The sequence below is a fragment of the Corynebacterium sp. HMSC076G08 genome (assembly GCF_001811515.1).
Taxonomy (GTDB): domain Bacteria; phylum Actinomycetota; class Actinomycetes; order Mycobacteriales; family Mycobacteriaceae; genus Corynebacterium; species Corynebacterium hiratae.
On the sequence record NZ_KV805081.1, the window covers coordinates 133,365 to 156,042 of the forward strand.

The window sequence follows — 22,678 nt, forward strand, 5'->3', positions numbered from 1 at the left end:
TCGTCAACGAATGCGGCCCCACCTTCCGGTACGTTAACCTCACCCCGGGTTCAGGCACCCGCTGCGGCCGCAACTGCTTCAACCGCTCTTTGGCCACTTTCGGGATTTGGTGTGCCGGGGTACCCGCCAAGCGGACACGCAGATTCCACGCATCCAACTCTTTTTTCACCTTGGCGGTATAGGACTCAATCAAGCTCAACGTTGCCACATCATGCCTTTTAGCGCCCGCAGCCGCACGCGCCTGGCGCTGCTTGCCCGTAAAACGCGTCGGCCCAAAATACACCCCGTACAACCCGGCCAACTCCGCAGCATCAGCCGCAGAAGCACCACGCGCGCGTAAATCATCCACACTGCCTACCGCAAGCCCCACAAGATCCAACCCCGACCTGCGATAGGAGAAATAAGTCTCCAAATCCCCCATGCGACAAAGACTAAAACACCACCACCCACCCCGCAACCGGAGGCGGAAAATATCAGAACCAGCGCTCGAGGACCTTTGCCACACCTGCTTGATGGTGCGGTAGCGTCACCACATCTGCAGCCGCCACGACATCCGGATGCGCATTCTCCATGGCAACACCGCACCCGGCCCACTCAAGCATCTCGATATCGTTGGGCATATCGCCAAAGGCGATGATGTCTTCGCGGGCGATACCGTGGTGCTCGGCCAACCACTTCACTCCGCGGCGCTTCGTCACGTTGGGGGCCGCGACCTCTAGAACGCCTTCGGACATCGAGTACGTCACGTGAGCAAGCTCGGAATCAATGTGCGGCGCAATGAGCTCGTAGAGTTCCGGCGCCGAGAACGCGGTATTACGAATCAGCAGCTTGACCGCCGGTCGGGACACCAACTCCCCCACGCTCACCAGCCCGAAGCCCTCAAAGAGCGCGTTTTCCGAATAGTGCGACTCCACCACGAAGAGTTCCTCAACCGGGTCCAAGACCGAGCCTCCCGCACGCTCCGCCCCAAAGCCAACCCCACCATGCGGCTCGAGTACCTTCGCAGCGACCTTCACGGTTTCCGCGAGGGCCTCAGGCGAAAGCTCGTGGGCGGAAAGAACGCGGTCCTCCGCCGAGTCATAAATCACCGCACCATTTGATGTCACGCAGACTGGACGCACGGTCAGCTGCTCGAGCACGGGCATGATCCACCGGAAGGGGCGCCCGGTTGCCAGCGCAAACTCGCTGCCCGCGGCGACCGCACGGGCCACAACTTCGCGGTTTCGCTTGGGCACCCGGTGGTTTCGGTCCAACAAAGTACCGTCGATATCGCTGATGATGAGGCGCGGAGCGTGGTCCGAGAATACTTCATTGGCCATAGCCCCGAGTCTACGTCAGGCTAGGACACACGACGGCACGAATAAGCGCCCAACGACGAAAGCGGCCGCCACGAGATTACTCGTCACGGCCGCGTTTTCGTGTATCGCTCAGGCTTTAGGCAATCACGTCGTCATCATCCACGTCTTCCCAGTTCAGGGAACGCTTGATGGCGCGCTTCCAATCGCGGTAGAGAGCCTCGACTTCTTCCTTTTCGCGTTGTGGCTTCCACACCTTGAAGTCACCTTGCTGGGAGCTCAGCACGCTGAGGTCCTCCCAGAAGCCGGAGTCAAGGCCCGCGGCGAAAGCAGCACCCGTAGCGGTGGTCTCCACGTTCTTCGGCCGGTGTACCTCGACGCCAAGCATGTCTGCCTGGAACTGCATGAGCAGCTCGTTCATCGTCATGCCGCCGTCGACGCGCAGCTCGGTGATCTCCACGCCAGAATCCGCCACCATGGCATCGGCGACGTCGCGAGTCTGGTACGCCGTGGACTCGAGGACCGCGCGGGCCAGGTGCTTGCGGTTGGCAAAGCGGGTCAGGCCCACGATGACGCCGCGGGCATCCGGGCGCCAGTACGGGGCAAACAGACCAGAGAAGGCAGGAACAATGTAGACGCCACCGTTGTCCTTAACCTCACGGGCCATGTTCTCGATGGAGGCAGAGTTCGGGATGATCTGCAGGTTATCGCGCAGCCATTGCACCAGGGAACCGCCCATGGACACGGACCCTTCGAGCGCATAGACAGGGCGCTCGCCCTCACGCTGGAAGCACACGGTGGTAAGCAGGCCGTTCTCCGAGAACTTCGGGGTCGTACCGGTGTTGAGCAGGAGGAACAGGCCGGTACCGTAGGTATTCTTGGCGGAACCCGGGCGGAAGCAGCCCTGGCCGAACATGGCGGCCTGCTGGTCACCCAAAATGGCGCGAATCGGTACGCCGGCCAGCGAGCCGCGCTCGCGCACAGTGCGGAAGTCACCCAGGGACGGGCGGATCTCCGGGAGCATGGACGTCGGGATGCCCATCTCCTTGCACAGTTCCTCATCCCACTCGAGCTTCTCGATGTCCATGAGCAAGGTGCGCGAAGCATTAGTGACGTCGGTAGCGTGCAGGGCCTCCTGGCCGTTGTCGCCATCGGCGCCGCCGGTAAGGTTCCACAGCAGCCAGGTATCGATGGTGCCGAAGAGCAACTCGCCCTTTTCAGCGCGCTCGCGCGCCCCCTCGACGTTATCGAGGATCCACTTCACCTTCGGACCGGCCGGGTAAGAGTTGATAATGAGGCCGGTGCGGCGGCGCCACTTGTCCGCGCCCTCCTCGCCGGCGAGCTCCTTACAAATCTCGGTGGTGCGGGTATCTTGCCAGACAATGGCGTTGTACACCGGCTCGCCAGTGTTCTTGTCCCACACAACGGTGGTTTCGCGCTGGTTAGTAATACCGAGGGCGGCGATGTCCTCGATGTTGATGTCGCCGTTGGCCAAAGCTTCACCCACCGCGCGGCGGGTGTTGCTCCAGATTTCCTCCGGGTCGTGCTCGACCCAGCCCTTCTCCGGGAAGATCTGCTCGTGCTCGAGCTGGCCGACGGACACCTGCTCTCCGTCGTGGTTGAAAATGATGCAACGCGTGGAGGTCGTACCCTGGTCAATCGCTGCAACGTAGCTCTTGGTGGACATAACTTTCTCCTTGTCGGGGGTGTTTTAAAGGGCTATGGATAGCAGGCCAACGGCGACGGCCGACAGCATCGGCGCGACGACCGGAACCCAGGCATAGCTCCAGTTTCCAGTGCCCTTGTCCTTGATGGGGAGGACAAAGGCGTACATGATGCGGGGGCCGAGGTCACGAACCGGGTTGATGGCATATCCGGTGGGGGTACCGAGGGACAGACCGATAGACACGATGACGAAGGCAACGCCGAAGTAGCTCAGCGGGCCCAGCTCTCCTCCGGTTGGGCCGAAGGCGATGAACATGAGCAGCACGCAGGTAGCGATGAACTCGGTAACCGCGTTCCACCCGTTATTCGGGTGCGCGGGCTTGGTAAAGAAGATGCCCCCGGTGTTCTTGTTGGCGCCGGTGACGTTGCCGGCTTCGTCGAGATTGTTGGCGTCGAAAAGCTGCTTAAAGGTAGCCCAGGCAAGGAATGCACCAAGCATGGCGCCGAGAATCTGCCCCAGCAGGTAGTAGGGAACGAGGCCCCACTCGAGGGAACCGTTCACGGCCAGCATGATGGTGACCGCCGGGTTGAGGTGGCCACCGGTGGGGTCGGCAACACTAGCGCCGATGAACACCGCGAGGCCCCAGCCCATAGCGATGACGATCCAATCCGAACCGCGTGCGCCCGAGGTTCGAAGGTTAACAACGGCGCACACGCCGTTACCGAGCAGGAGCAGCAGCGCAGTGCCGATGAACTCCCACAGGAATGCATCCATTCCGGTCATTAGATGTCCTTTCTTATCTGCCTAGGCCAAGGGCCCAGCGAGGGATATCCACCGCTCGCTGGGCCCCGTGACTTTTAGGCTTCTTCCTTGGTGGCTCGTGCGCTGCCTGCGCGCTCGAGGATGTCGTTTGCCTCACGGTCGGTCAGCGCTGCCTCTGCGGCGAGCTCTGCCTCGGTGTGCTTGGTGAAGTGGGAGACTTCGCGCTCAATATCGGCCTGATCCCAGCCCAGCAGCGGGGCAACGAATTCAGCGATCGGCTGCGCAGCGGCGACGCCGCGGTCGGCGAACTCGATGGCCACGCGCAGACGACGGGCCACGATATCGTCGATGTGCAGGGCACCCTCGTGGGTTACGGCGTAGCGAACCTCAGCCCAGATGTAGCTCTCCGCGCCTGGAACCGGCTCCAGCAGCGTGGCGTCCTCAGCAGCCGGGGCCAGCACCTCACCGATCAGCGAGCCATAGCGGCCGAGCAGGTGCTCGATGCGCTCTTCGCTGAGGTTATAGCGGCGAGCCAGCGCCGGTACCTGGTTGGCCAGCGCGTGATAGCCATCCGCGCCCAGAATCGGGGTGCGCTCGGTAACGGACTCGGACACCTTAGTACCCAGCTCCTTCACGGCCAGGTCCACGGCATCCTTACCAATGACGCGGTAGGTGGTGTACTTGCCGCCGGCGACGGAAACCATGCCCGGTGCCACGCGGGCCACGGCGTGGTTGCGGGAGAGGTTGGTGGTGGAGTCGGACTTGCCGGACAGCAGCGGGCGCAGGCCGGAGTACACGCCAACGATGTCATCGCGGGTGATCTTGTTGCGCACGCGCTGGTTGACCTGATCCAGGATGTAGTCAATATCCGCCTTGGTCGGGGCCGGGTCCGGCAGGGACAGGCCCTTTTCCCAATCGGTGTCGGTGGTACCGATGATCCAGTACTCACCCCACGGGATGACGAAGAGCACGGACTTTTCGGTGACGAAGCACAGCGCGGCTTCCGCGTCGAGAGCATCCTTCGGAACCACGATGTGCACGCCCTTGGAGGCATGAACCGTGAACTTTCCTTCGACGCCGGCCATCTGCTGAATCTTGTCGTTCCACACGCCGGTCGCGTTGATGAAAACCTTGCCTTTGACGGTGGCCTCGCGGCCGGTTTCCAGGTCGCGGACCTTCGCAGCGGTGACGCGTCCGCGGGCGTCCTTCTCAAAGCCAATCACCTCAGTGCCGGTACGCACGTTGGCCCCGTATTCGGCGGCGGTGCGCAGGACGGTCATGGTGTGGCGGGCGTCGTCGACAAGCGTGTCGTAGTAGCGCACGCCACCGACGACGGCGTCTTCCTTGAGGCCCGGGGTCACCTTCAGCACGCCCTTGCGGGTGAGGTGCTTCTGCATCGGAACGCTCTTGGCGCCGCCCATGAGGTCATAGAGGGTAAAGCCGCCAAACATCATGACGCGCTCCCAGCCGCGGTGGGTCAGCGGGAAGATGAACTTCAGCGGCTTCACCAGGTGCGGTGCGAGGGTGGACATGTTGAGCTCGCGCTCCTTGAGGGACTCCGCCACCAGGCGGAAATCAAACATGGCCAGGTAGCGCAGGCCACCGTGGAACATCTTGGAGGAGCGCGACGAGGTGCCAGCGGCGAAGTCGCGGGCCTCGAGCACAGCCGTCTTCAGGCCACGAGTGGCCGCATCCACGGCGGCGCCGGCGCCTACGGAACCTCCGCCGATGATGACGACGTCATAATCCTCGGTGGAGTAGTCGTTCCACGTCTTTTCAAAATACTCAGGGTTGAAGCTGTTAATACTCGTCGTGGTCATTGTTGACCGAGTCTCCTCTCTCGCTGCACGGCGTCAGAAAGTCCTGTCCAGTTGACGATGTGCGCAGCATGTTGCGCTCATCCACCACGCGCGTCCTGTGCACCGATGCCTCGGCCACCTGCCCGAAGGGCGGATGAAGAAGAAGTTTTCTCCCACGGCCAATGCTATAGGTCACGCCAAATTATCTCTGGAGACGCTACTCACACGTAAGTTCCGCTTCCGTAAGCTGGAGTTTCCAAGGCGCTCCATAGGTGAACAAAATAAAATAACACCCCCTTCCGGGGGTGTTAACGGGCGTTGCGAACGCTTCTTAAATCCAGGGTGTCAAGACTTATTTCTTCTCTTGCTGCAAGCGTGCCATGGCCTCCAGCACCTCGGCCATTCCGTAGCGCTCGGTGGAATACGTCACCGCCTGCGCAGCCTTAATCACCTCAATGGGTGCAGTCTCAAGCGCCACCATGCGCACGGCGACGCCGTCCCCGCCCTCCGCAAAGGTTTCATCCCCCGGCTCATTGGCAAAGAACAAGAGATCCTTCGGCTCGGCCCCAATCTTCTTCACCACGGCCGCCAGCCCCTCCGCGGGGGAAGAGGCCGTCGCCACCACTCCCCCGGGGGCATCGTTGAACTGCACCCCTTCGGCACCGTCCGAGCAGGCGATGCGCCAACACGATTGCGGAAGGTCCCCAAAGGCGGCAGCGTCCAGTACCTCGCCCTGCGGCGAGAGCACGACAAACCCCTCAACCTGCGGGTGGAGCTGCGTCAGCGCTTCTTGGAGCCGCGTCGAGATTTCCCCGTTTTCCATGCTCAGCGCGCTCTGATCCGCCACGACCACGCGCGGCACTTCGGAATACTGCGCCTTCACGCGGTGGGGCAGGCGCGAGACAATGAGCCGAGATTGCGTCGCCGCGGAGAGCAACCCCTGTTCCACCACGGAGCCAGCGAAGATTTCCTTACTGCTCGCAGCCATGGAAGCTTGGGCCTCCATGACATCAGACTTCAGTTGCGCCATCACCCCCGTGACCTTTTCGCGGCCCTCCTCTACGCCGCGCATAGCCTCTTCCACCACCGAGTTGAGGTTTTCCTTGATCCACTCGAGGGTTTCCGGCGCGGTACGCGGGCGGTCCTTCTCGGCGGCGTCGGCTCCGGCTTCTGCGGTACCGGTTTCCTCGTTACTGCCCGGCTTCATCAACGCCATCCGATCGCGCATGAGGTCCACGGTGGCCTCGGACACTCGCTCCTTGAGGTTGGTCAGATCATCGCGCAGCCGGCGCACACGGTAGCGCTCAGTCTCCACCTCGGAGTCCTGCGCCTCGGCTTCCTCCAGCGTCGGCGCGCCCCCGCCCTTGCGGGCCGGTACCCAGTATTCGCCGGCCGGCATCGGGCCGAACTCCGTCTCATACTCCGCCCACAGGCCCTCCAGGGCCTCCTGCATCCGACGGCGCACCTCCGCGATATCCGCGTCGAAATCGCCCGTGGTGTAGTAGGGCTCAAGAGCCGTGATCAGCACCGGCGTCTTCGTGCGGCCCAAGTGCTTCTTCTGCCCCTTCGTCCAAATACGCTGGGAGCCAAAGATAACCTGCGGGATGATCGGCACGCCCGCACCATGCGCAATACGCGCCGCACCGTTACGCATGCTGCGAATTTCAAAGCTGCGGGAAATCGTTCCCTCCGCGAAGACCCCCACGAGTTCCCCACTCTTGGCTAGTTCGATGCCTTTGACAATCGACGCCCCGCCATCGATGCGATCCACCGGAACATGCCCCATCACCTGAAAAAGCTGACCGGCCACCGGCGTCTGGAAGATGGAGGCTTTAGCCAAGTAGCGCACCAAACGCCGCTTGCGATAAGCCAAGAAGGCCCCGAAGAGGAAATCCATGTAGCCGGTGTGATTGCACACGATGACGGCCCCGCCCTTATCCGGGATATTCTCCTCGCCGGACAGGCGCATCTTCAGCCCCTGGGCCAAAGTCACCCCGCGGCCAATGTGCGTAATCTGCCGGTAGAGGAAATTAGTCACAACGCTCATGATGCTCCAGGGAGGATTTAGGGCTTTAAGAGGGCACAACCGGGGATCGAAGGGGGCGCCTGCGGCGCCTCCTGTCATTCTTCTAGGAGTTTACGGGGTAAAGAACGTCCTTACCCACGAATGGGCGCAATGCCTCCGGAACCACGACGGACCCATCTGCCTGCTGGTGGTTCTCCAGGATGGCCACGAGCCAGCGGGTGGTAGCCAGGGTGCCGTTGAGCGTGGCGGCGTACTGGGTCTTGCCGTTCTCGTCGCGGTAGCGCGTGGAGAGGCGGCGCGCCTGGAAGGTGGTGCAGTTCGAGGTCGAAGTGAGCTCGCGGTACGTGCCCTGGGTGGGCACCCACGCCTCGTTATCGAACTTGCGGGCTGCAGAAGAACCGAGGTCTCCGCCCGCGATGTCGATGGTGCGGTAGGGCAGCTCCATCGCCGCGAGCATGTCCTTTTCCATGTTCAGCAGCTTCTGGTGCATCTCCTCGGCGTCTTCCGGCTTGCAGTAGACAAACATCTCCAGCTTGTCGAACTGGTGCACGCGCAGAATGCCGCGGGTGTCCTTGCCGTGCGAACCCGCCTCGCGGCGGAAGCAGGAGGACCAGCCCGCATACTGCAGCGGGCCCTTGGACAGGTCGATGATCTCTTCCTTGTGGTAGCCAGCCAGAGCCACCTCCGAAGTACCGACCAGGTAGAGATCATCCGCCGGCAGGTAGTAGACCTCATCCGCATGCTGACCCAAGAAACCGGTGCCCTGCATCACGTCCGGGCGCACGAGCACCGGCGGGATCATAAGGCTAAAGCCGGCCTCACGGGCCTTCTGCGCAGCCAGCATCAGCATGCCCAGCTGCAGGAAGGCGCCATCACCGGTGAGGTAGTAAAAACGTGCGCCGCCGACCTTGGCGCCCCGCTTGACGTCGATAAGCCCCAGCGTCTCACCCAATTCCAGGTGATCCTTCGGTTCAAAGTCGAACTGCGGCTTCTCACCGACCTCCTCGAGCACGACGAAATCATCCTCGCCACCAGCCGGGGCACCCTCCACCACGTTGGAGAGCTGGTACTGCAGCTCCGTTACCTTGGCTTCGGCCGCGGCCGCTTCCTCGCCGGCCGCCTTGACTTTTTCCTTCAGCTCATTGGAGCCCTCCAGCAGCGCCGGGCGCTCCTCCGGGGAGGCCTGGCCAATCTTCTTGCCAAAGGCCTTCTGCTCCGAGCGCAGCTGGTCAGCCTTCACAATGGCCGCGCGGCGCTGTTCATCAGCAGCGAGCAGCTGGTCCACCAAAGAGGGATCCTCCCCACGGTTTACCTGGGAGGCGCGGACGACATCGGGATTTTCGCGAAGAAATTTGAGATCAATCACGCCGGATAGTCTAGCGCACGGCCACACCTTTGCGCTGGTCATAACCAGCTGGCTATCATGGAAAACATGGCAGCTCACATTATTACCGACGGCCCCGTGCCCAAGCACGCTCAGCTGCGGGATATTCTCTCCGAGCTCTGCCGCACCACCCTCAAACCCGGTGACATCCTCCCGGGCGAGCGCATTCTCGAAGAAACCTACGGCGTCTCCCGCATCACCGTGCGCCGCGCCATTGGTGACTTGGTGGCGGAGGGCCGCCTGCGCCGCGTGCGCGGTAAAGGTACCTTCGTGGCTCCGAACCCACTGGTCTCCCGGCTCCATCTGGCGTCCTTCTCCGATGAGATGGGCTATCAGAAAGTACAAGCCTCCTCGCGCATCCTGCTGGGTGAACGCAGCGCCGCCCCCAGCGAAGTCTGCGAGTTTTTCGGCACGGAAACCACCGTGGCCCATACCCACCTGCGGCGCCTGCGCTTGGGCGATGGCGAGCCCTATTCCATCGACGATGGCTGGTATAACTCCACCTTTGCTCCGTCATTGCTGGAGAATGACATCTACAATTCCGTCTACGCGATTTTGGATAGCACCTTCGAGGTCCCCATCACCGGGGCCGAGCAGACGGTCACGGCCGTCGCAGCAGAGGAGGACATCGCTGAGCTTCTCGACGTCCCCCCGAACACCCCTCTCCTCCACATCACCCGCCTCGCCCGCTCCGGCGATCGCCCCGTGGAGTGGTGCTCCTCGGTCTACCGCACAGACCGCTACCGGCTCACAACGCACGTCTCCCGCGCACGTATCTAGCGGCGCCGTGCTCCCGCACGGCGCCGGGCGGGCTAGAAGCCAGGGCCGCCAAGGGAGTAGTATGAAGAGTTCTATGAGCACTTCATCTGCGTGGCGCTCCGCCTCCGCCATCCGCGTCGTCCTCGTTGCAGCCGTGGCCGCGGCCGCCTTCATGGCGTCCTACGGCCTCTTTAGCGGCGAGCCAACCGGCACCGATTCGGCCGCACAAGGCTCCGCTACCCCCAACGCCGACGGCAGTCAGGCCGCCGATCCCTCCGAAGGAGAGATCGCATCCTTTACTACCGCCTCCGCTGGTTCGTGCGTGACATGGGACATCGCCCCAGACGGCACTGCCACCGGCTTCGAGCAGACCAGCTGCGATAAGCCGCACCGCTTCGAGGTCTCCTCCCGCGAGGACCTCAGCACCTACCCCACCAGCGAGTTCGGACCCAATGCCAAGCGCCCCGACATCACACGGCAAAACGCCCTGCGCGACGAGCTGTGCGAAGCCCCCACGGTGAGCTACCTCAACGGCAAGTGGGATCCCAACGGCCGCTACGACATCGCCTCCATCCTGCCGCCGGCCGCCTCCTGGGAGCAGGGCGACCGCACCTTGCTGTGCGGCCTGCAAACCACCGACGCCAACGGCGTCCCCCAGGAATCCACTGGCAAGGTCAGTGAGGTGGACCAGGCGGTCGTCGCCAAGCCAGGCGAATGCCGCAAGGTGGACGAGAACCAAGTGCTCAGCACCGTTCCGTGTAGCGAGCCGCACCAGATGGAGACCGTATCCGTCATTAACCTCGCCGAGAAATTCCCCGATGGCTACCCCAACGACGAGGACATGGATAAGTTCCTCTCCGAAACGTGTACTCAGGACGCCATGGACTACCTGGGCGGCGAGGAAAACCTCTACCAATCCACACTGCAGCCTTTCTGGGGCGCGATGAACCGCGAGTCCTGGGAAGCCGGCTCCCGTTCGGTGAACTGCTCCCTCATCCACGTCAACGACGGTCTGTTTTCCACCATTACCGGCTCCGCTGCGGAGGGACGAGATTCCCTGAACATCAACGGCGCCCCGCCCACCGAGCAGCCGAAGCGCAACCCGCTGCGTGATCAGAACGCCCAGCCGGGCGGCGAGAACTCCCAGCCGGCTGGCGACAGTGCCGTTCCCGCCGCCACTACTGCACCGGCGCCGGCCCAATAAACCCCGACTATCCCACAGGGAGTAAGCACATGTACGAGGTCAGCGAGGAACGCTTCGAAGAGCTAGTCGGTGAGGCCCTGGATAAGATTCCCGATCGATTCGTCGACCAGATGCGCAACCTGGTCATCTTGGTGGAGGAAGAAAACCCAGACAACCCTAACCTGCTGGGCCTCTACGAAGGCGTGATGCTCACGCACCGCACCGCCTCGCACACCGGATACTTGCCGGATACCATCTCCATTTACCGGCAACCTTTGCAGGCCATTAGCAACTCCGAGGAGGAGCTCGCCCACGAGGTCATGGTGACCGTCTTCCACGAGGTCGGGCACTATTTCGGTTTCGAGGAGGACCGCCTCCACGAGCTCGGCTGGGGGTAGGCGCCTACCGTAGCCAGAGCGAAACTAAACCTCGGTATCCGCCCAGCGCTTCAGCGTCCACTGGCCAAAAGGCTGGCCCTGCGGCTCCATGAGGGTAAGGCGGCAGTTCGGCATGTAGCCGGTATAAGCAAAGTCGGGGTCCACGCCGCAGGCATGCGTGGTCACCACGCGGATGGCAGCACCGTGGCTGACGACGACGATATCCTCATCATCCTCCAGCTCCGCAGCGAGATCCTCCAACACCGGTTGGTAGCGCTCGAGCACATCCACGTAGCTCTCACCGCCAGGCATCCGGGCAGCTTCATCGCCGTCGAGCCAGCCGCGCAGCGCCACCATGTATTCGCGGTGGGTATCCTCGCTGCCGCTCATTTCATGCTCACCGGCAAAAACCTCGTGCAGGCCTACACGCACTTCCACGGGAACGTTGCGCTCATCGGCGGCCTCGCCATATGTACGGGCGGCCAGCATCGCGGTCTGCTGGGCACGCAGGGCAATAGAACACACAAAGCGCACGCGGCGCCCCGCGCACAGCTCAGCCAACTCGCGGCCAACATCTTCCGCCTGGCCGCGGCCGCGCTCGGTGAGCTCGGCGCCCGGCGGGCGGGTATCCATAACGCGGTCAATATTGGAAAAGGTCTGGCCGTGGCGCAGCAGGATGATTCTTCCGGTCATGCTTCACCACACTATTGGCCGGTGCGCGCCTGCGCTACCCATTCATCGGCCTCCTTCAACCGCGCCAGATCCCGTGGCGCCTCCCCTAGCGCCACCACGGAAGGCCAGGAACCCACGAAAACGACATTCTCCGCGCGCAGCCACAGCGCCCGCAGAGCTTCCGCCACCGGCTGGTCCTCAATGTGTCCGATGAGGTCGGCGTGGAAACGGTAGTTACCGAAGACGGTGCGCAGCGGACGGGATTCGATGCGGGAGAGGTCCACCCCGCGGTGCGCGAATTCCTGCAGGGCCCCGACCAGGGAGCCGGGCTCATTGGGAAGGGTGAAGATGACGGACGTCCTGTCCTTGCCGGTCCGCGCGGTGGGCTTTCCGGCCGGCCCCACGAGAACAAACCGCGTCGTGGCCCCGGCAACGTCCGCGACGTTCTCCGCAAGAGAATCCAGCCCGAAGACCTCCGCTGCCCGTGCCGGGGCTGCCGCGGCATCCACCTCCCCGCGCGCCACGGCCTGCGCCGCCGCGCCATTCGACGCCGCCGGAACATAGTCCACGCCCGGTAGGTTCTGCTCCAACCAACCGCGCACCTGCTGGTAGGCCACAGGATGCGTGGAGAAGGTGCGAAGAGTCTCCGCGGAAGTGCCGGGGCGCACCAGAATGGAGAAGGACACCGGCAGGTCTACTTCGCGGTAGATCTGGACCCGGGAGCCGTCGGCAAGCGCGTCAAAGGTGGCAGTCACCGGACCGTCCACGGAGTTTTCGATAGCCACGCAGGCATAGTCCGCCGCACCTGAGCGCACCGCTGCCAACGCCTCGGCCGGCGAGTTCACCGGCAGCCCCTCGGGGGAAGCAAAGTCTGCGGCGAAGTGCTGCATCGCCGCTTCCGTGAAGGTTCCGGCGGGCCCGAGGAATGCGATGGTGGTGCTCATGACAGCAACTTTATCTCACGTAACTACTAAACTGAGCCGCCATGGACAGCACCGAGTTCACTCTGGACAAGCTGCGCGAGGATCTATCTGGTCTGGACCCCGCGGAACACGGCTTCACGTACCTCGACCTCGAGCGCCGGCCGCAGGCGCACGGGCGCTTGAGCGGCTGGATTCTCTCGGTCAAGGACCTCAATGACGTCGCCGGCATGCCCACTACGCTCGGTCATGCCGAGCGCGCCTACGTGGCGGAGGAGACCGATCCTTTCGTGCAGGAGCTTATCGACGCCGGCGCGCTCGTCGTCGGCAAATCCGCCGCGCCCGAGCTGGGCCTTCGCGTGGACACCGAACCTGTCGGCCTGGCGCACCCGGATAATCCGCTCTACCCGGGCCATACGCCGGGCGGTTCCTCCGGCGGAGCGGCGGTCCAGGTGGCGCGGGGTCTGCTGCGCGCTGCGCATGCCTCCGACGGCGGAGGCTCCATCCGCGTGCCGGCTGCCGCCTGCGGCGTCGTCGGGTTCAAGCCCGGCGGCGAGGACCTCTCGGTGCAGGGGTTCATCACGCGCAGCATCGCCGATACCGCAACTCTGCACGGCCTTAACCCGCGTGCCCGGCGCGCCCGCATCGGCGTGCTGACGGATCCCCTCTTCGCTCAAGCCGAGGTAGCCCCGCACATGCTGCGCGCGGTCGCAGAGGCCACCGCCACCTTTGAAGGGGCGGGGTTCGAAACCGTCGCCATCTCTCCCTACCCCCAGGCCGCCCGCACCTTTGAGGCCTTCCAGCACATCTTCACCCGGAGATTGGCCGGCCTTGACTTCGCGGAGGGTTACGCGGAGTGGATCCGTGCGAAAGGCCGCCGCGTTACGGACTCCGAATTTGCCGCGGCCCGCACCCACGCCGCGCAGCTGCCGGAAATGCTGGCACAAGAGTGGGACGTCGACGCCATCTTGAGCCCCATGCTGGCCTTCGATCCGCCCCGGCGCGGGCACTTCCTGGCGCTGGAGCACCAAGCCAACTTCGATGAGCAAACGCGGTGGTCGCCGTGGGGATCGTTGTTCAACGTGGCGCAGTTGCCCGCTATTTCTGTGCCCTGGCCGGTGCGCGATCACCCGCCCGTGGGCGTGCAGTTGGGTTCAATCACGCTTGACGAGTCCTCCCTTCTCGGCCTCGCCCAGGTGCTTCACCCATGACCGCGCGCTCACGCCTGCGCGCGGAAATCCTCATCGTCCTGACCATCACTTTTGGTGTCTCGGGCGTGCGCGCCGCGCTGCGGCTGACCGATTCCCTGCTCAACCCCGCCCCGCTCAACGAGCAGTCGGTCACCATCAACGCCTCGCAGTCGGCGACGACGCTGCTCGACCTTGCTTTCCAGCTCTGCAGCGCCGCGGTGCTCTTCGCGTGGGGAGCACTTGCGCTCTACCTGATCTCCTTCCCGCCCCGCCCGCGGTGGCGGGATGGTGTCCACGGCGCAGCGCTAGCGGCAGTCATTGGTCTGCCGGGGTTGGTGCTGTATTACGTGGCGCTGCACTTCGGGTGGACCAAGGAGGTGGTGCCGGGAGCGTTCGATACGTGGATTGAGATCCCGGTGCTGCTCATTAAGTCCTTCGCCAACGCCTGGGCGGAGGAGCTGGTGGTGGTGTACTGGTTCATGACCAGGCTCAAGCAGTCTGGGTGGGCCCTGCCCGCAACGCTGGCTGCTTCCTCCATCCTGCGCGGCTCCTATCACCTCTACCAGGGTGTTTCCGCAGGCTTCGGCAATATCATCATGGGCGTGCTCTATGGCTGGTACTTCCACCGCACGGGGAAGGTGTGGCCTCTGGTCATCGCGCATTTTCTGATCGACGCCATCGCTTTCGTGGGCTACACATTGCTCTTCGGTGCTTAAGCGCGGGCCGAGGGCTCGTGGCACCGAAAAGACCACGACCGCGCCCTGTGTGAAAGGTGGGGCGGAAGTGATTTCGCGGTACAGTGTTCCCCATGACCTACCAAGGACACGATCCAGAGCGCGATTCCCGCCGCGCTGGCGATCCCCACGGCGATTCCCGCCGCGCGGGTGCCACTGGCCCGGCCCACCCCCACGGCCCGGATGGCCCGCGCGGTGCGCATGCTGCCGGGCAGGATGCCGGTGAGTTCGTCCTTGGCGCTGACGGGCAGCCCCTGCGGGATCGTTATGGACGCCCGGTGCGTCGCCGCCCCTCCGGGCAGCGAGCTAATCCCACGCACTCTTCTTCTCGCGCTCAGCGCCCCAGTGCGCAGCGCTCGCGTCCGGAGGAAACCCGCTTCGACGTCGATGCTTATATGGCTCAGCACGCATCGCCGCGCCCGGCGCCCCAGCAGAACATGCCCGCCCGGGAACCTGCCGCCGGCGCATACCGGCGAAGCCCCGACGCACCGCCGCGCAGCTACTCCCCACAGACTGCGTCCCGCGGGCGTCCTGCTCGGCGCCCGCATAGCCGCCGCAAGAAGGTCAACCCGGCCAAGCAGGTCTTCGGCTGCTTAGGCTGGCTCATCGTCATCGCCCTCGTCTTCATGGTGGCCTTCACCTTGTGGACGGATTCGCGCCTGACCCGTATCGATGCCTTGCCCTCCGAGCAGGTGACGCCGACCTCCGGGACGAACTGGCTGTTGGTGGGCTCGGACTCGCGCCAGGGCCTCACCGAGGAACAACAGGCCGAGCTGGGCACCGGCGGTGACGTAGGAGTTGGCCGCACCGACACCATCATGCTTCTGCACATTCCCGCATCCGGAAAGGCCCAGCTGGTCTCCATTCCGCGCGATAGCTACGTCGATGTGCCCGGCTTCGGCATGGACAAGGTCAACGCCGCCTTCACCTACGGTGGGCCGCAGCTGCTGACCCAAACCGTGGAACAAGCCACCGGCCTCCACATCGATCACTATGCGGAGATCGGCATGGGCGGCTTAGCCAACGTCGTGGATTCCGTGGGCGGCGTGGAGATTTGTGTCAAGGAGCCCATCAACGATCCGCTCGCCGGCATCGACCTCCAAGCGGGCTGTCAGAAGCTTCGCGGACCAGATGCCCTTGGCTACGTGCGCACCCGCGCTACCGCGATGGGTGACTTGGACCGCGTCGAACGCCAGCGCGAGTTCTTCGCCGCGCTGCTGGATAAGGCAACGTCCTTCTCCACCATCGGCAACCCCTTCAAGGCCATCTCCTTGGTCAACCACACCGCAGATTCCTTCATCGTCAACGAGAAGGACCACGTCTGGCACCTTGCCCGCGTGGCACTGTCGATGGCCTCGGGTGTGGAGACGAAGACTGTGCCGATCGGCGGCTTCCAGGACACGGTCGTGGGCAATGTCGTCCTCTGGGATGACGCCGAGGCCCAAGCACTTTGGGACTCCATGCGCTAAGGCTCCGGCCGGTCGTTTCGATCAAATAGGGCTCCAAAACCTGTGTGGGTTTTGGAGCCCTATTTGATCGATATGTACCTAAGCCTCGGGGCGAAGGTGCCGAGGAATTAGCGCAGCGTCACCTGACGGGACTTGATGTTCTGCAGCTGCTTGCGCTCATCGGCGTCGAGGTTGGCGTCGTTGGAGATCTCCTCCTCCAGCGCCTTGTTCACGCGAGACAGCTCGGCCTCGTAGGAGTCGTGCGCGACCTCAGGGTCGAGGTCAAAGACCGGGGCGATCAGCCCGTGGGTGCGGAAGACACCGGCGAACTTGGTGCCCTCACCCAAGTTGAGCTCACCGCGAGCGGCCACGCGCGCCAGCGCATTGAGGAAAGCATTCTCGTCATCACACGGACGGACCCAGCGGATGTGGGCCTTGCCACCACCGGCGTTAGCCCAGAAGGCGGTGCCGGCAAAACCTTCGGCCTCCTGGCCCACCTGGTAGGACTCGATGACGGAATCGTTGGCGCGCTGCAGAGCCTGCGCCATCTGCGGCGGAACCTGTGCGCCCTCCGGCATCCACCACGCGAAGTCCTGGTAGACGTTGATCTCCAGCTCGGCGTCCTCTTCCAGCAGCTCCTTGAGCTCCGGCTGGGAGCCATCAGCAGCGGTGGACTCGAGGGTGGAGCCCGGCGTGTTGTGTTTCACCCAGTTCAGGGCGAAAGCCAGGTCGCGGCCCGGGTTGTGCGTGTGAGACTGCACCTGCAGTCCCACGAAGGCCTCACCACCGGATTCCTCATCACGGATGAGCGCCGCGGTAGCACCGGGCAGCACGGTAGCGACGTAAACGTCCTTGTCAAAGCCCTTGACGGACAGCTTCGCCGTTGCGGAAGGAACAAATTCCTGCAGGGCGACGAGGCTAGCCTCAGCGGCCAGCCCACCAAAGGGGCGAGGGTCCTTTTCCAGGGCAGCGCGCTCGGCGGCGCGGGCAGCGAGCTTAGCTTGGCGGCGGGACATGCCCTCCGGCAGCTGTTCGTTCTTCTTTTTCTTCTTGGCCATACTGAACAACTTACCTGTTCATTACAGCTCAATGGCATGCAGGGCCACTTCCGGTTGGTTCGTGGCGAGAATATCCACCCCGTTCGCCCACGCCCACTTCATATCTTCAGGTTTATCGATGGTCCACATGTACGTGGGCAGGCCGTGCGCGCCAATCGCGTCGGGCTGCAGCTTGCCGCGCAACAGCGACATGCCCAGGCCAGTGGGCTGCGATAACAGGATATCGGGGCGGTTGAAATGGCGCTCCCAATCGCGGCGCAGGTAGATGCGGTCGACGTGCGGGGCAAGCGCCGCCATTCGACGAATAGCCCGGTGGGAAAAGGAAATCATGTGGATCCGGGGGTCGTCGAGAAGTCCTGCGTAGCGCAGCCGCAGCACCATCTGTTCTTCAAGGATGTCACCCTGCCCCGAGGGGTGCTTGGTCTCAATGTAGAGATGGTGCTTCTTACCCCCGAGCATCTCCAGGAGCTCGTCGAGAAGCAGCATGCGCTGGCCGCCACCAATCTTCAGGCGGCGCAGCTCCTCCCAGGTCAGGCGAGACACTCGGCCCGAGCCGTTCGTGGTGCGGTCCAGGGTGGGATCGTGGTGAACCACCACCTTGCCATCACTGCTCAGGCGGATATCGCACTCGATACCGTGAATGGGAAGCGCGAGCGCTTTCTCAAAGGCAAGAGGGGATAGCTCCGGATATTTCCCGGAGTATCCCCTGTGGGCGACGATCTTCACTAGCCGAAGATTTCTTCCTTGATGGTGTTGAGCGTGTTGAAGGAGTTCTCAAAGCGCTCCTTCTCGTGGTCATCGAGGGCCAGCTCGATAACGCGGTTGACGCCGGAGCGATCAACGATGGCCGGAGTGCCGATGAAGACATCCTCGTGGCCGTACTCGCCCTGGAGGTAGGCAGAGACCGGCAGCGCAACGGCCTGGTTCTGGATGACCGCGCGGGTGATGCGGGCCAGGGCCATGCCGATACCGTAGGAGGTGGAGCCCTTAGCATCGATGATGTGGTAGGCAGCGTCGCGGGTGTCCTCGAAGATCTTCTCGATGCGCTCGTTGTAGCCCGGGTCCTTCTCAGAACGGTGGGACAGAGAGACACCTGCGATGTTGGCGGAGGAGACGACCGGCAGCTCGGAGTCACCGTGCTCACCGATGATGTAGGCGTGGACGGAGGTCGGAGCCACGTCATCCATCTCAGAGAGCATGTAGCGGTAGCGGGCCGAGTCCAGAACGGTGCCGGAACCGATGACGCGCTCGTGCGGGAAGCCCGAGGCCTTCCACACTGCATAGGTCAGCAAGTCCACCGGGTTGGAGGCAACCAGGAAGATGCCGTCGAAGTCATTCTTCATGACGTCCGCCACGATGGAGTTCATGATATTGACGTTCTTGTCCACGAGCTGCAGGCGGGTCTCACCAGGCTTCTGCGCAGCACCGGCACAGATGACGACCATGGAGGCGTCCTTGCAGTCTTCGTAGGTGCCCTTGGTCACGCGGGTACGGGACGGGGCCCAAACGACGCCATGGTTGAGGTCCATGACGTTGCCTTCGAGCTTCTTTTCGTCGATGTCGATGATGGCCAGGTGGTCAACAGTGCCCTGGTTGACCAGAGCGTAGGCGTAAGCAACTCCAACGTCGCCAGCGCCGATGAGTACTACTTTGTTTCCAACATGATTTCCCATGTCTCCTATTGTGCCCCCAATGTCCGAATTTTGCTCGTTATGCGCCCGAATTCACAGGATAAGTAGTCCGATCTCACATTTTCATGTCCGATTGGGTCTGATTAGTGGCATCACTGCACGTACGGCCCAAAGCTGGTTCAATGGCCAGCATGCGTCAACTTGCGCGCCGCATCGCCCTCAAAACCGCCCGCACAGGCCTTCAGGCTGCCATCTTTTCCCTGGAGCTCATCAGCGATCTCACCCCCGGCATGCGCATGACCGGCCGGCGGCGCCTGCCGCAAAATATGTGGCCCGGGATCTTCGGCGCGGAGGTAGCAACCTGGGCAGCCGTCTCCCCGTCGCTATTGCCACGCCCGTGGTGGGTTACCGCTGCCAACGTGGCCATCGGCCAAGGCGCTGGCCACCTCGCCGCCACCACCGCAGCCTTCGCCGCCAAGCGCGGGCTCCGCCTCGCTGGGCGACGCCCCCAGGACCACGTAGGCCCCACCACTCGACGTTATTCCTACTACCTGCTTGGGATCGGAACATTCATCGCGGGCATACGCTCCCTGCGCAACCAATCAGAACAAGCCCGCCTCGTGAGCAAACTTAATGACCGCGGCCCCCAATCCGCAGCGCTGGGCATGGTGGTGGGCACCGCGGGCTACGGCGCCTTGCTCATCGTCGGGGAAGCAGCGCAGATCGCCGTTACCCAGCTATCCCGCCAGGTGCAGCGCTGGCTGCCCAGGTGGATAGCGTGGCCGCTCGCCGGCGGCGTGGTTGGCTTCGCTGCGGCCGTAGTCAGCGACCGCATGGTGTGGCGCCGGCTGCTCCGCAGGGCCTCCATCCAAGGTCTGGCCCTCAATAAATTGGTGTACCCAGGCTCCGCGATGCCGTGGGAGCCGGAACGCTCGGGAAGCCCCTGGTCCCACGAGCCGTGGACGGCCGTCGGCTCCCAGGGCAGGGCCTTCCTCGACCGCGGCCCACGCGCCCAGGACATCAAAGAGGTCATGCACTTCGAACGCGCCCACGAGCCGATCCGTATTTACATCGGGCTCATCCGCGGCCGTGGTCCGCACGCCGCCGCCCGCCACGCGGTGGCGGAGATGGATCGCACGGGCGCATTCCACCGCGACACCATCGTGCTGCAGATGCCCTCCGGCTCAGGCTGGATCAACAATTATTCGGTCAGCGGCTATGAATTCCTCACGCGCGGAAATTGCGCCACCGTAGCCCTGCAATTTGACTACCTTCCCTCCATGTTTTCCTACCTGGTGGACAAGAACCTCTCCCGTACCTTTGCGCGCGAGCTCATCGCCGCCGTTCATGCCCGCCTCGCCCTCTTGCCCGAGGACAACCGCCCGAAGCTGTACTTAAGCGGCGAGTCCTTGGGCTGCTATGCCATCGTGGAAAACTACGAGACGCTCGAAGAACTGCTAGCCGCCTGCGATGGTGCGGTGTTCACTGGGCCGCCTCGGATGACCAGCTTCATGCGGCGCCTTCACCGTGAACGCGGTTCCTTGGAACGCCTGCCGCTTATCGACGGCGGCCGGCACCTCCGCTTTGCCGCCGTTCCGGCCCACATGGAACACGATGCCTTCGGCGAACCCTATGGCCCCTGGGAGCGCCCGCGCGTGGCGGTGGGACAGCATGCTTCCGATGCCATCGTGTGGTGGGACAGCAAGCTCATCTATGCCCGCCCGAACTGGATCCACGAGCCGACCCCGCAGACCTTGTACGCAGATACTTTTAAAAACCTGCGCTGGCATCCGTTCATCACCTTCTGGCAGGTAGCGCTGGACCAGATCAACTCGCTCAACGTGCCGGGCGGCCACGGCCACAACTACTTTGAGGAAACCTTCTGGTACTGGGATTCCGTCCTCGGATCCCAAACGCGCACCCAGCTCACTCCGGAGCTCGCTGAGCGCATGCGGGACTTTGTGGAGCGCGACCAGCTCAACAAACCTTCCGACTTCCGCACGCACGTGCGCAAGCAGCTCTAGCCGCACGCCAGTGCGCTCACTGCGCTAGCCACACTTGACGCCGGTGCTGTGGTGCGGGCAGTAACCGTTGGGCACCTTGTGCAGGTACTGCTGGTGCTCGTCCTCGGCCAGGTAATACTCCCCCGAGTCCGTCTCGCTGAGGAGGGTGACCTCGGTGGTGGTGGCGCCGAAGCCGGCGTCGGCAAGCTTGCCCGCGTAGGAATCCACGAGCTGCTGGATCTCCGCGCGTTCCTCCTCGGTCTCTGGATAGAACGCCGAGCGGTACTGTGTACCGACGTCATTGCCCTGTCGGAAGCCCTGGGTCGGATCGTGCGCCTCCAGAGCCTTGACCACTAAGTCGCGCAGGCTCACGCGCTGCGGGTCGTAGGTAATCTGCACTGCCTCCGCATGGTTGGTCAGCCCGCGGCAGACCTCGTAGTACGTCGGGTTAGGGGTGGTGCCGCCCGCATAGCCCACGGACGTCGACTCCACACCCTCGGTTTCCCAGAACATCTTCTCCGCGCCCCAGAAACAGCCGATGGCAATGATGAGGGACTTCTGCCCTTCCTTCCACGGACCGGTGATAGGAGTCCCCAGGACCGCATGGGGCTGCGGGTTGTCCAAGACGGGCTCGGATCGCCCGGGAAGGGCGTCCTCCGCTGCCACCAGCTTGGGTTCTGGCTTGAAAAGAAACATGCAGGATTCTCCTTCGCGTAGTGTTGTCCTCCCCTTATACTCCGCTAGGCCGCTTGCAATCCAGGTTTTCGTTCACGGCGGTTCCCATTAAAAAATTATTGTGGCCAAATCCTCATCCGCACCCTACGATGGGGCCTCGTACCCCAAAGAAAGGATGACACAAATGGCTGTTTACGAACTTCCTGAACTCGACTACGCATACGACGCTCTGGAGCCGCACATCTCCGCTGAGATCATGGAGCTGCACCACTCCAAGCACCACGCTGGCTACGTTGCTGGCGCTAACGCTGCGCTCGAGGCTCTGGAGGAGCAGCGCAACGGCGAGGCTAACGCTGACGCTATCCGCGCTCTGTCCAAGAACCTTGCCTTCAACCTGGGTGGCCACACCAACCACTCCATCTTCTGGAAGAACCTCTCCCCGAACGGTGGCGGCGAGCCGACCGGCGAGCTGGCTGAGGCTATTAACCGCGACTTCGGTTCCTTCGAGAAGTTCAAGGCTCACTTCTCCGCTGTTGCTACCGGCCTGCAGGGCTCCGGTTGGGCAGTTCTGGGCTACGACCACGTTGCTGGCCGCCTGATTATTGAGCAGCTGACCGATCAGCAGGGCAACATCTCCGTGAACTTCACCCCACTGCTGATGCTGGATATGTGGGAGCACGCCTTCTACCTCCAGTACAAGAACGTGAAGGCTGATTACGTTAAGGCTGTCTGGAACGTCTTCAACTGGGATGACGTTGCTGAGCGTTACGCTGCTGCCACCAAGTAAGCCCTCTGGCCTCCTTTAAGGCCATATAGCTTCGACCGCGCTGAGTTCTCTTCATTGAGGCTCAGCGCGGTTTCGCGTTGTGACTCCCTCTACAAGCTTTGCGGAGGACCACCCAACCCCGATATCCAGACCACAACTGCCCGATCCGCCAAAGTTATGCGCCGCCATTGCAGATCCGAGAGGGATCTTCGTCATATTGGGCAGTTGGCCTATCCGTTAAGGCACTCTGCCGCCTGGGAGCACCAGTGCCAGGCTGCCACACGAGATCTCCAGCCCTGAAGCACTCCGCGCGTTGGCGGCCGCGCTGCC

General features: G+C 63.2%; 20 protein-coding genes and 1 pseudogene. 8 read left to right on the forward strand and 13 right to left on the reverse strand.

Translation table 11 applies throughout. The features are described from left to right. The 7 genes and pseudogenes from HMPREF2806_RS13650 to serS form a co-directional block, all read right to left on the reverse strand. Positions 1-421 (reverse strand): annotated as a pseudogene (locus HMPREF2806_RS13650) (HNH endonuclease); the annotation flags it as partial. A 52-nt stretch (positions 422-473) separates the two neighbouring features. Next, positions 474-1,319: a Cof-type HAD-IIB family hydrolase gene (locus tag HMPREF2806_RS11160; protein WP_070517745.1), complete on the reverse strand. Its 846-nt coding sequence runs from the start codon at positions 1,317-1,319 to the stop codon at positions 474-476. A gap of 115 nt (positions 1,320-1,434) precedes the next feature. Further along, a complete protein-coding gene (gene glpK, locus HMPREF2806_RS11165; RefSeq protein ID WP_070517746.1) occupies positions 1,435-2,982 on the reverse strand; it encodes a glycerol kinase GlpK in 1,548 nt (515 codons plus the stop codon). Positions 2,983-3,006: 24 nt separating this feature from the next. Next, the gene (locus tag HMPREF2806_RS11170) at positions 3,007-3,744 is read right to left on the reverse strand and encodes an MIP/aquaporin family protein (protein WP_070517747.1); all 738 of its coding nucleotides are present in this window, start codon (positions 3,742-3,744) and stop codon (positions 3,007-3,009) included. Positions 3,745-3,818: 74 nt separating this feature from the next. Then, positions 3,819-5,543 (reverse strand): glycerol-3-phosphate dehydrogenase/oxidase, encoded by a 1,725-nt coding sequence (locus tag HMPREF2806_RS11175; RefSeq protein WP_070517748.1) that lies wholly within the window; start codon positions 5,541-5,543, stop codon positions 3,819-3,821. A gap of 331 nt (positions 5,544-5,874) precedes the next feature. Next, the gene (locus HMPREF2806_RS11180) at positions 5,875-7,569 is read right to left on the reverse strand and encodes a lysophospholipid acyltransferase family protein (RefSeq protein WP_070517749.1); all 1,695 of its coding nucleotides are present in this window, start codon (positions 7,567-7,569) and stop codon (positions 5,875-5,877) included. Between the two features lie 82 nt (positions 7,570-7,651). Next, positions 7,652-8,914, reverse strand: coding sequence for a serine--tRNA ligase (gene serS, locus HMPREF2806_RS11185; RefSeq protein ID WP_070517750.1), 1,263 nt, complete (start codon positions 8,912-8,914; stop codon positions 7,652-7,654). 66 nt (positions 8,915-8,980) lie between these two features. Here serS and HMPREF2806_RS11190 point away from each other — a divergent pair, with 66 nt between their 5' ends. From HMPREF2806_RS11190 to HMPREF2806_RS11200, 3 genes are all read left to right on the forward strand, one after another. After that, on the forward strand, positions 8,981-9,712 hold the full coding sequence (locus tag HMPREF2806_RS11190) for a GntR family transcriptional regulator (protein WP_118779535.1): 732 nt from the start codon (positions 8,981-8,983) through the stop codon (positions 9,710-9,712). Positions 9,713-9,785: 73 nt separating this feature from the next. Next, positions 9,786-10,895 carry a septum formation family protein gene (locus HMPREF2806_RS11195; protein ID WP_070517752.1) on the forward strand — a complete coding sequence of 370 codons (1,110 nt, stop codon included), beginning with the start codon at positions 9,786-9,788 and terminating at the stop codon, positions 10,893-10,895. Positions 10,896-10,924: 29 nt separating this feature from the next. Next, the gene (locus HMPREF2806_RS11200; protein WP_046647619.1) at positions 10,925-11,272 is read left to right on the forward strand and encodes a metallopeptidase family protein; all 348 of its coding nucleotides are present in this window, start codon (positions 10,925-10,927) and stop codon (positions 11,270-11,272) included. Positions 11,273-11,296: 24 nt separating this feature from the next. On the opposite strand, the gene HMPREF2806_RS11205 is transcribed toward HMPREF2806_RS11200, so the two are convergent. Both HMPREF2806_RS11205 and pheA read right to left on the reverse strand, forming a co-directional pair. Next, positions 11,297-11,944 (reverse strand): histidine phosphatase family protein, encoded by a 648-nt coding sequence (locus tag HMPREF2806_RS11205; RefSeq protein WP_070517753.1) that lies wholly within the window; start codon positions 11,942-11,944, stop codon positions 11,297-11,299. A gap of 11 nt (positions 11,945-11,955) precedes the next feature. Then, positions 11,956-12,867 carry a prephenate dehydratase gene (gene pheA, locus HMPREF2806_RS11210; protein WP_070517754.1) on the reverse strand — a complete coding sequence of 304 codons (912 nt, stop codon included), beginning with the start codon at positions 12,865-12,867 and terminating at the stop codon, positions 11,956-11,958. Between the two features lie 41 nt (positions 12,868-12,908). Here pheA and HMPREF2806_RS11215 point away from each other — a divergent pair, with 41 nt between their 5' ends. From HMPREF2806_RS11215 to HMPREF2806_RS11225, 3 genes are all read left to right on the forward strand, one after another. Continuing rightward, positions 12,909-14,054, forward strand: a complete 1,146-nt coding sequence (locus HMPREF2806_RS11215) for an amidase (protein WP_070517755.1) — start codon at positions 12,909-12,911, stop codon at positions 14,052-14,054. Further along, entirely contained in the window at positions 14,051-14,749 is a 699-nt protein-coding gene (locus tag HMPREF2806_RS11220; protein WP_070517756.1) for a CPBP family intramembrane glutamic endopeptidase, read from the forward strand. The genes HMPREF2806_RS11215 and HMPREF2806_RS11220 overlap by 4 nt, the downstream gene beginning before the upstream one ends. A gap of 92 nt (positions 14,750-14,841) precedes the next feature. Further along, the gene (locus HMPREF2806_RS11225; RefSeq protein ID WP_082254424.1) at positions 14,842-16,236 is read left to right on the forward strand and encodes an LCP family protein; all 1,395 of its coding nucleotides are present in this window, start codon (positions 14,842-14,844) and stop codon (positions 16,234-16,236) included. A gap of 107 nt (positions 16,237-16,343) precedes the next feature. Here the strand turns inward: HMPREF2806_RS11225 and HMPREF2806_RS11230 are convergent, their stop codons facing one another. From HMPREF2806_RS11230 to HMPREF2806_RS11240, 3 genes are read right to left on the reverse strand one after another with little or no spacing between them, the layout of a single operon-like run. Next, a complete protein-coding gene (locus tag HMPREF2806_RS11230; protein ID WP_070517757.1) occupies positions 16,344-17,273 on the reverse strand; it encodes a DUF5926 family protein in 930 nt (309 codons plus the stop codon). A 21-nt stretch (positions 17,274-17,294) separates the two neighbouring features. Next, complete coding sequence (locus HMPREF2806_RS11235) at positions 17,295-17,999, reverse strand: glycerophosphodiester phosphodiesterase family protein (protein WP_070517758.1); 705 nt, start codon at positions 17,997-17,999, stop codon at positions 17,295-17,297. Further along, positions 17,999-18,946 (reverse strand): L-lactate dehydrogenase, encoded by a 948-nt coding sequence (locus HMPREF2806_RS11240; protein WP_070517759.1) that lies wholly within the window; start codon positions 18,944-18,946, stop codon positions 17,999-18,001. The genes HMPREF2806_RS11235 and HMPREF2806_RS11240 overlap by 1 nt, the downstream gene beginning before the upstream one ends. Before the next feature lie 140 nt (positions 18,947-19,086). On the opposite strand from HMPREF2806_RS11240, the gene HMPREF2806_RS11245 reads away from it, so the two are divergent. Continuing rightward, positions 19,087-20,928: an alpha/beta-hydrolase family protein gene (locus HMPREF2806_RS11245; protein ID WP_070517760.1), complete on the forward strand. Its 1,842-nt coding sequence runs from the start codon at positions 19,087-19,089 to the stop codon at positions 20,926-20,928. A 24-nt stretch (positions 20,929-20,952) separates the two neighbouring features. Here the strand turns inward: HMPREF2806_RS11245 and msrA are convergent, their stop codons facing one another. Then, entirely contained in the window at positions 20,953-21,603 is a 651-nt protein-coding gene (msrA, locus tag HMPREF2806_RS11250) for a peptide-methionine (S)-S-oxide reductase MsrA (RefSeq protein WP_070517761.1), read from the reverse strand. 163 nt (positions 21,604-21,766) lie between these two features. Between msrA and HMPREF2806_RS11255 the strand changes: the two genes are divergently transcribed. Continuing rightward, positions 21,767-22,369, forward strand: coding sequence for a superoxide dismutase (locus tag HMPREF2806_RS11255; protein ID WP_046647628.1), 603 nt, complete (start codon positions 21,767-21,769; stop codon positions 22,367-22,369). Positions 22,370-22,678 lie beyond the last annotated feature (309 nt).

What these genes read in the sequence shown, in the direction of transcription:
- HMPREF2806_RS11160 (WP_070517745.1), bottom strand. Translation starts at nt 1,319, where the DNA reads ATGGCCAATGAAGTATTCTCGGACCACGCTCCGCGCCTCATCATCAGC.
- glpK (WP_070517746.1), bottom strand. Translation starts at nt 2,982, where the DNA reads ATGTCCACCAAGAGCTACGTTGCAGCGATTGACCAGGGTACGACCTCC.
- HMPREF2806_RS11170 (WP_070517747.1), bottom strand. Translation starts at nt 3,744, where the DNA reads ATGACCGGAATGGATGCATTCCTGTGGGAGTTCATCGGCACTGCGCTG.
- HMPREF2806_RS11175 (WP_070517748.1), bottom strand. Translation starts at nt 5,543, where the DNA reads ATGACCACGACGAGTATTAACAGCTTCAACCCTGAGTATTTTGAAAAG.
- HMPREF2806_RS11180 (WP_070517749.1), bottom strand. Translation starts at nt 7,569, where the DNA reads ATGAGCGTTGTGACTAATTTCCTCTACCGGCAGATTACGCACATTGGC.
- HMPREF2806_RS11190 (WP_118779535.1), top strand. Translation starts at nt 8,981, where the DNA reads ATGGCAGCTCACATTATTACCGACGGCCCCGTGCCCAAGCACGCTCAG.
- HMPREF2806_RS11195 (WP_070517752.1), top strand. Translation starts at nt 9,786, where the DNA reads ATGAGCACTTCATCTGCGTGGCGCTCCGCCTCCGCCATCCGCGTCGTC.
- HMPREF2806_RS11200 (WP_046647619.1), top strand. Translation starts at nt 10,925, where the DNA reads ATGTACGAGGTCAGCGAGGAACGCTTCGAAGAGCTAGTCGGTGAGGCC.
- HMPREF2806_RS11205 (WP_070517753.1), bottom strand. Translation starts at nt 11,944, where the DNA reads ATGACCGGAAGAATCATCCTGCTGCGCCACGGCCAGACCTTTTCCAAT.
- pheA (WP_070517754.1), bottom strand. Translation starts at nt 12,867, where the DNA reads ATGAGCACCACCATCGCATTCCTCGGGCCCGCCGGAACCTTCACGGAA.
- HMPREF2806_RS11215 (WP_070517755.1), top strand. Translation starts at nt 12,909, where the DNA reads ATGGACAGCACCGAGTTCACTCTGGACAAGCTGCGCGAGGATCTATCT.
- HMPREF2806_RS11220 (WP_070517756.1), top strand. Translation starts at nt 14,051, where the DNA reads ATGACCGCGCGCTCACGCCTGCGCGCGGAAATCCTCATCGTCCTGACC.
- HMPREF2806_RS11225 (WP_082254424.1), top strand. Translation starts at nt 14,842, where the DNA reads ATGACCTACCAAGGACACGATCCAGAGCGCGATTCCCGCCGCGCTGGC.
- HMPREF2806_RS11230 (WP_070517757.1), bottom strand. Translation starts at nt 17,273, where the DNA reads ATGGCCAAGAAGAAAAAGAAGAACGAACAGCTGCCGGAGGGCATGTCC.
- HMPREF2806_RS11240 (WP_070517759.1), bottom strand. Translation starts at nt 18,946, where the DNA reads ATGGGAAATCATGTTGGAAACAAAGTAGTACTCATCGGCGCTGGCGAC.
- HMPREF2806_RS11245 (WP_070517760.1), top strand. Translation starts at nt 19,087, where the DNA reads ATGGCCAGCATGCGTCAACTTGCGCGCCGCATCGCCCTCAAAACCGCC.
- msrA (WP_070517761.1), bottom strand. Translation starts at nt 21,603, where the DNA reads ATGTTTCTTTTCAAGCCAGAACCCAAGCTGGTGGCAGCGGAGGACGCC.
- HMPREF2806_RS11255 (WP_046647628.1), top strand. Translation starts at nt 21,767, where the DNA reads ATGGCTGTTTACGAACTTCCTGAACTCGACTACGCATACGACGCTCTG.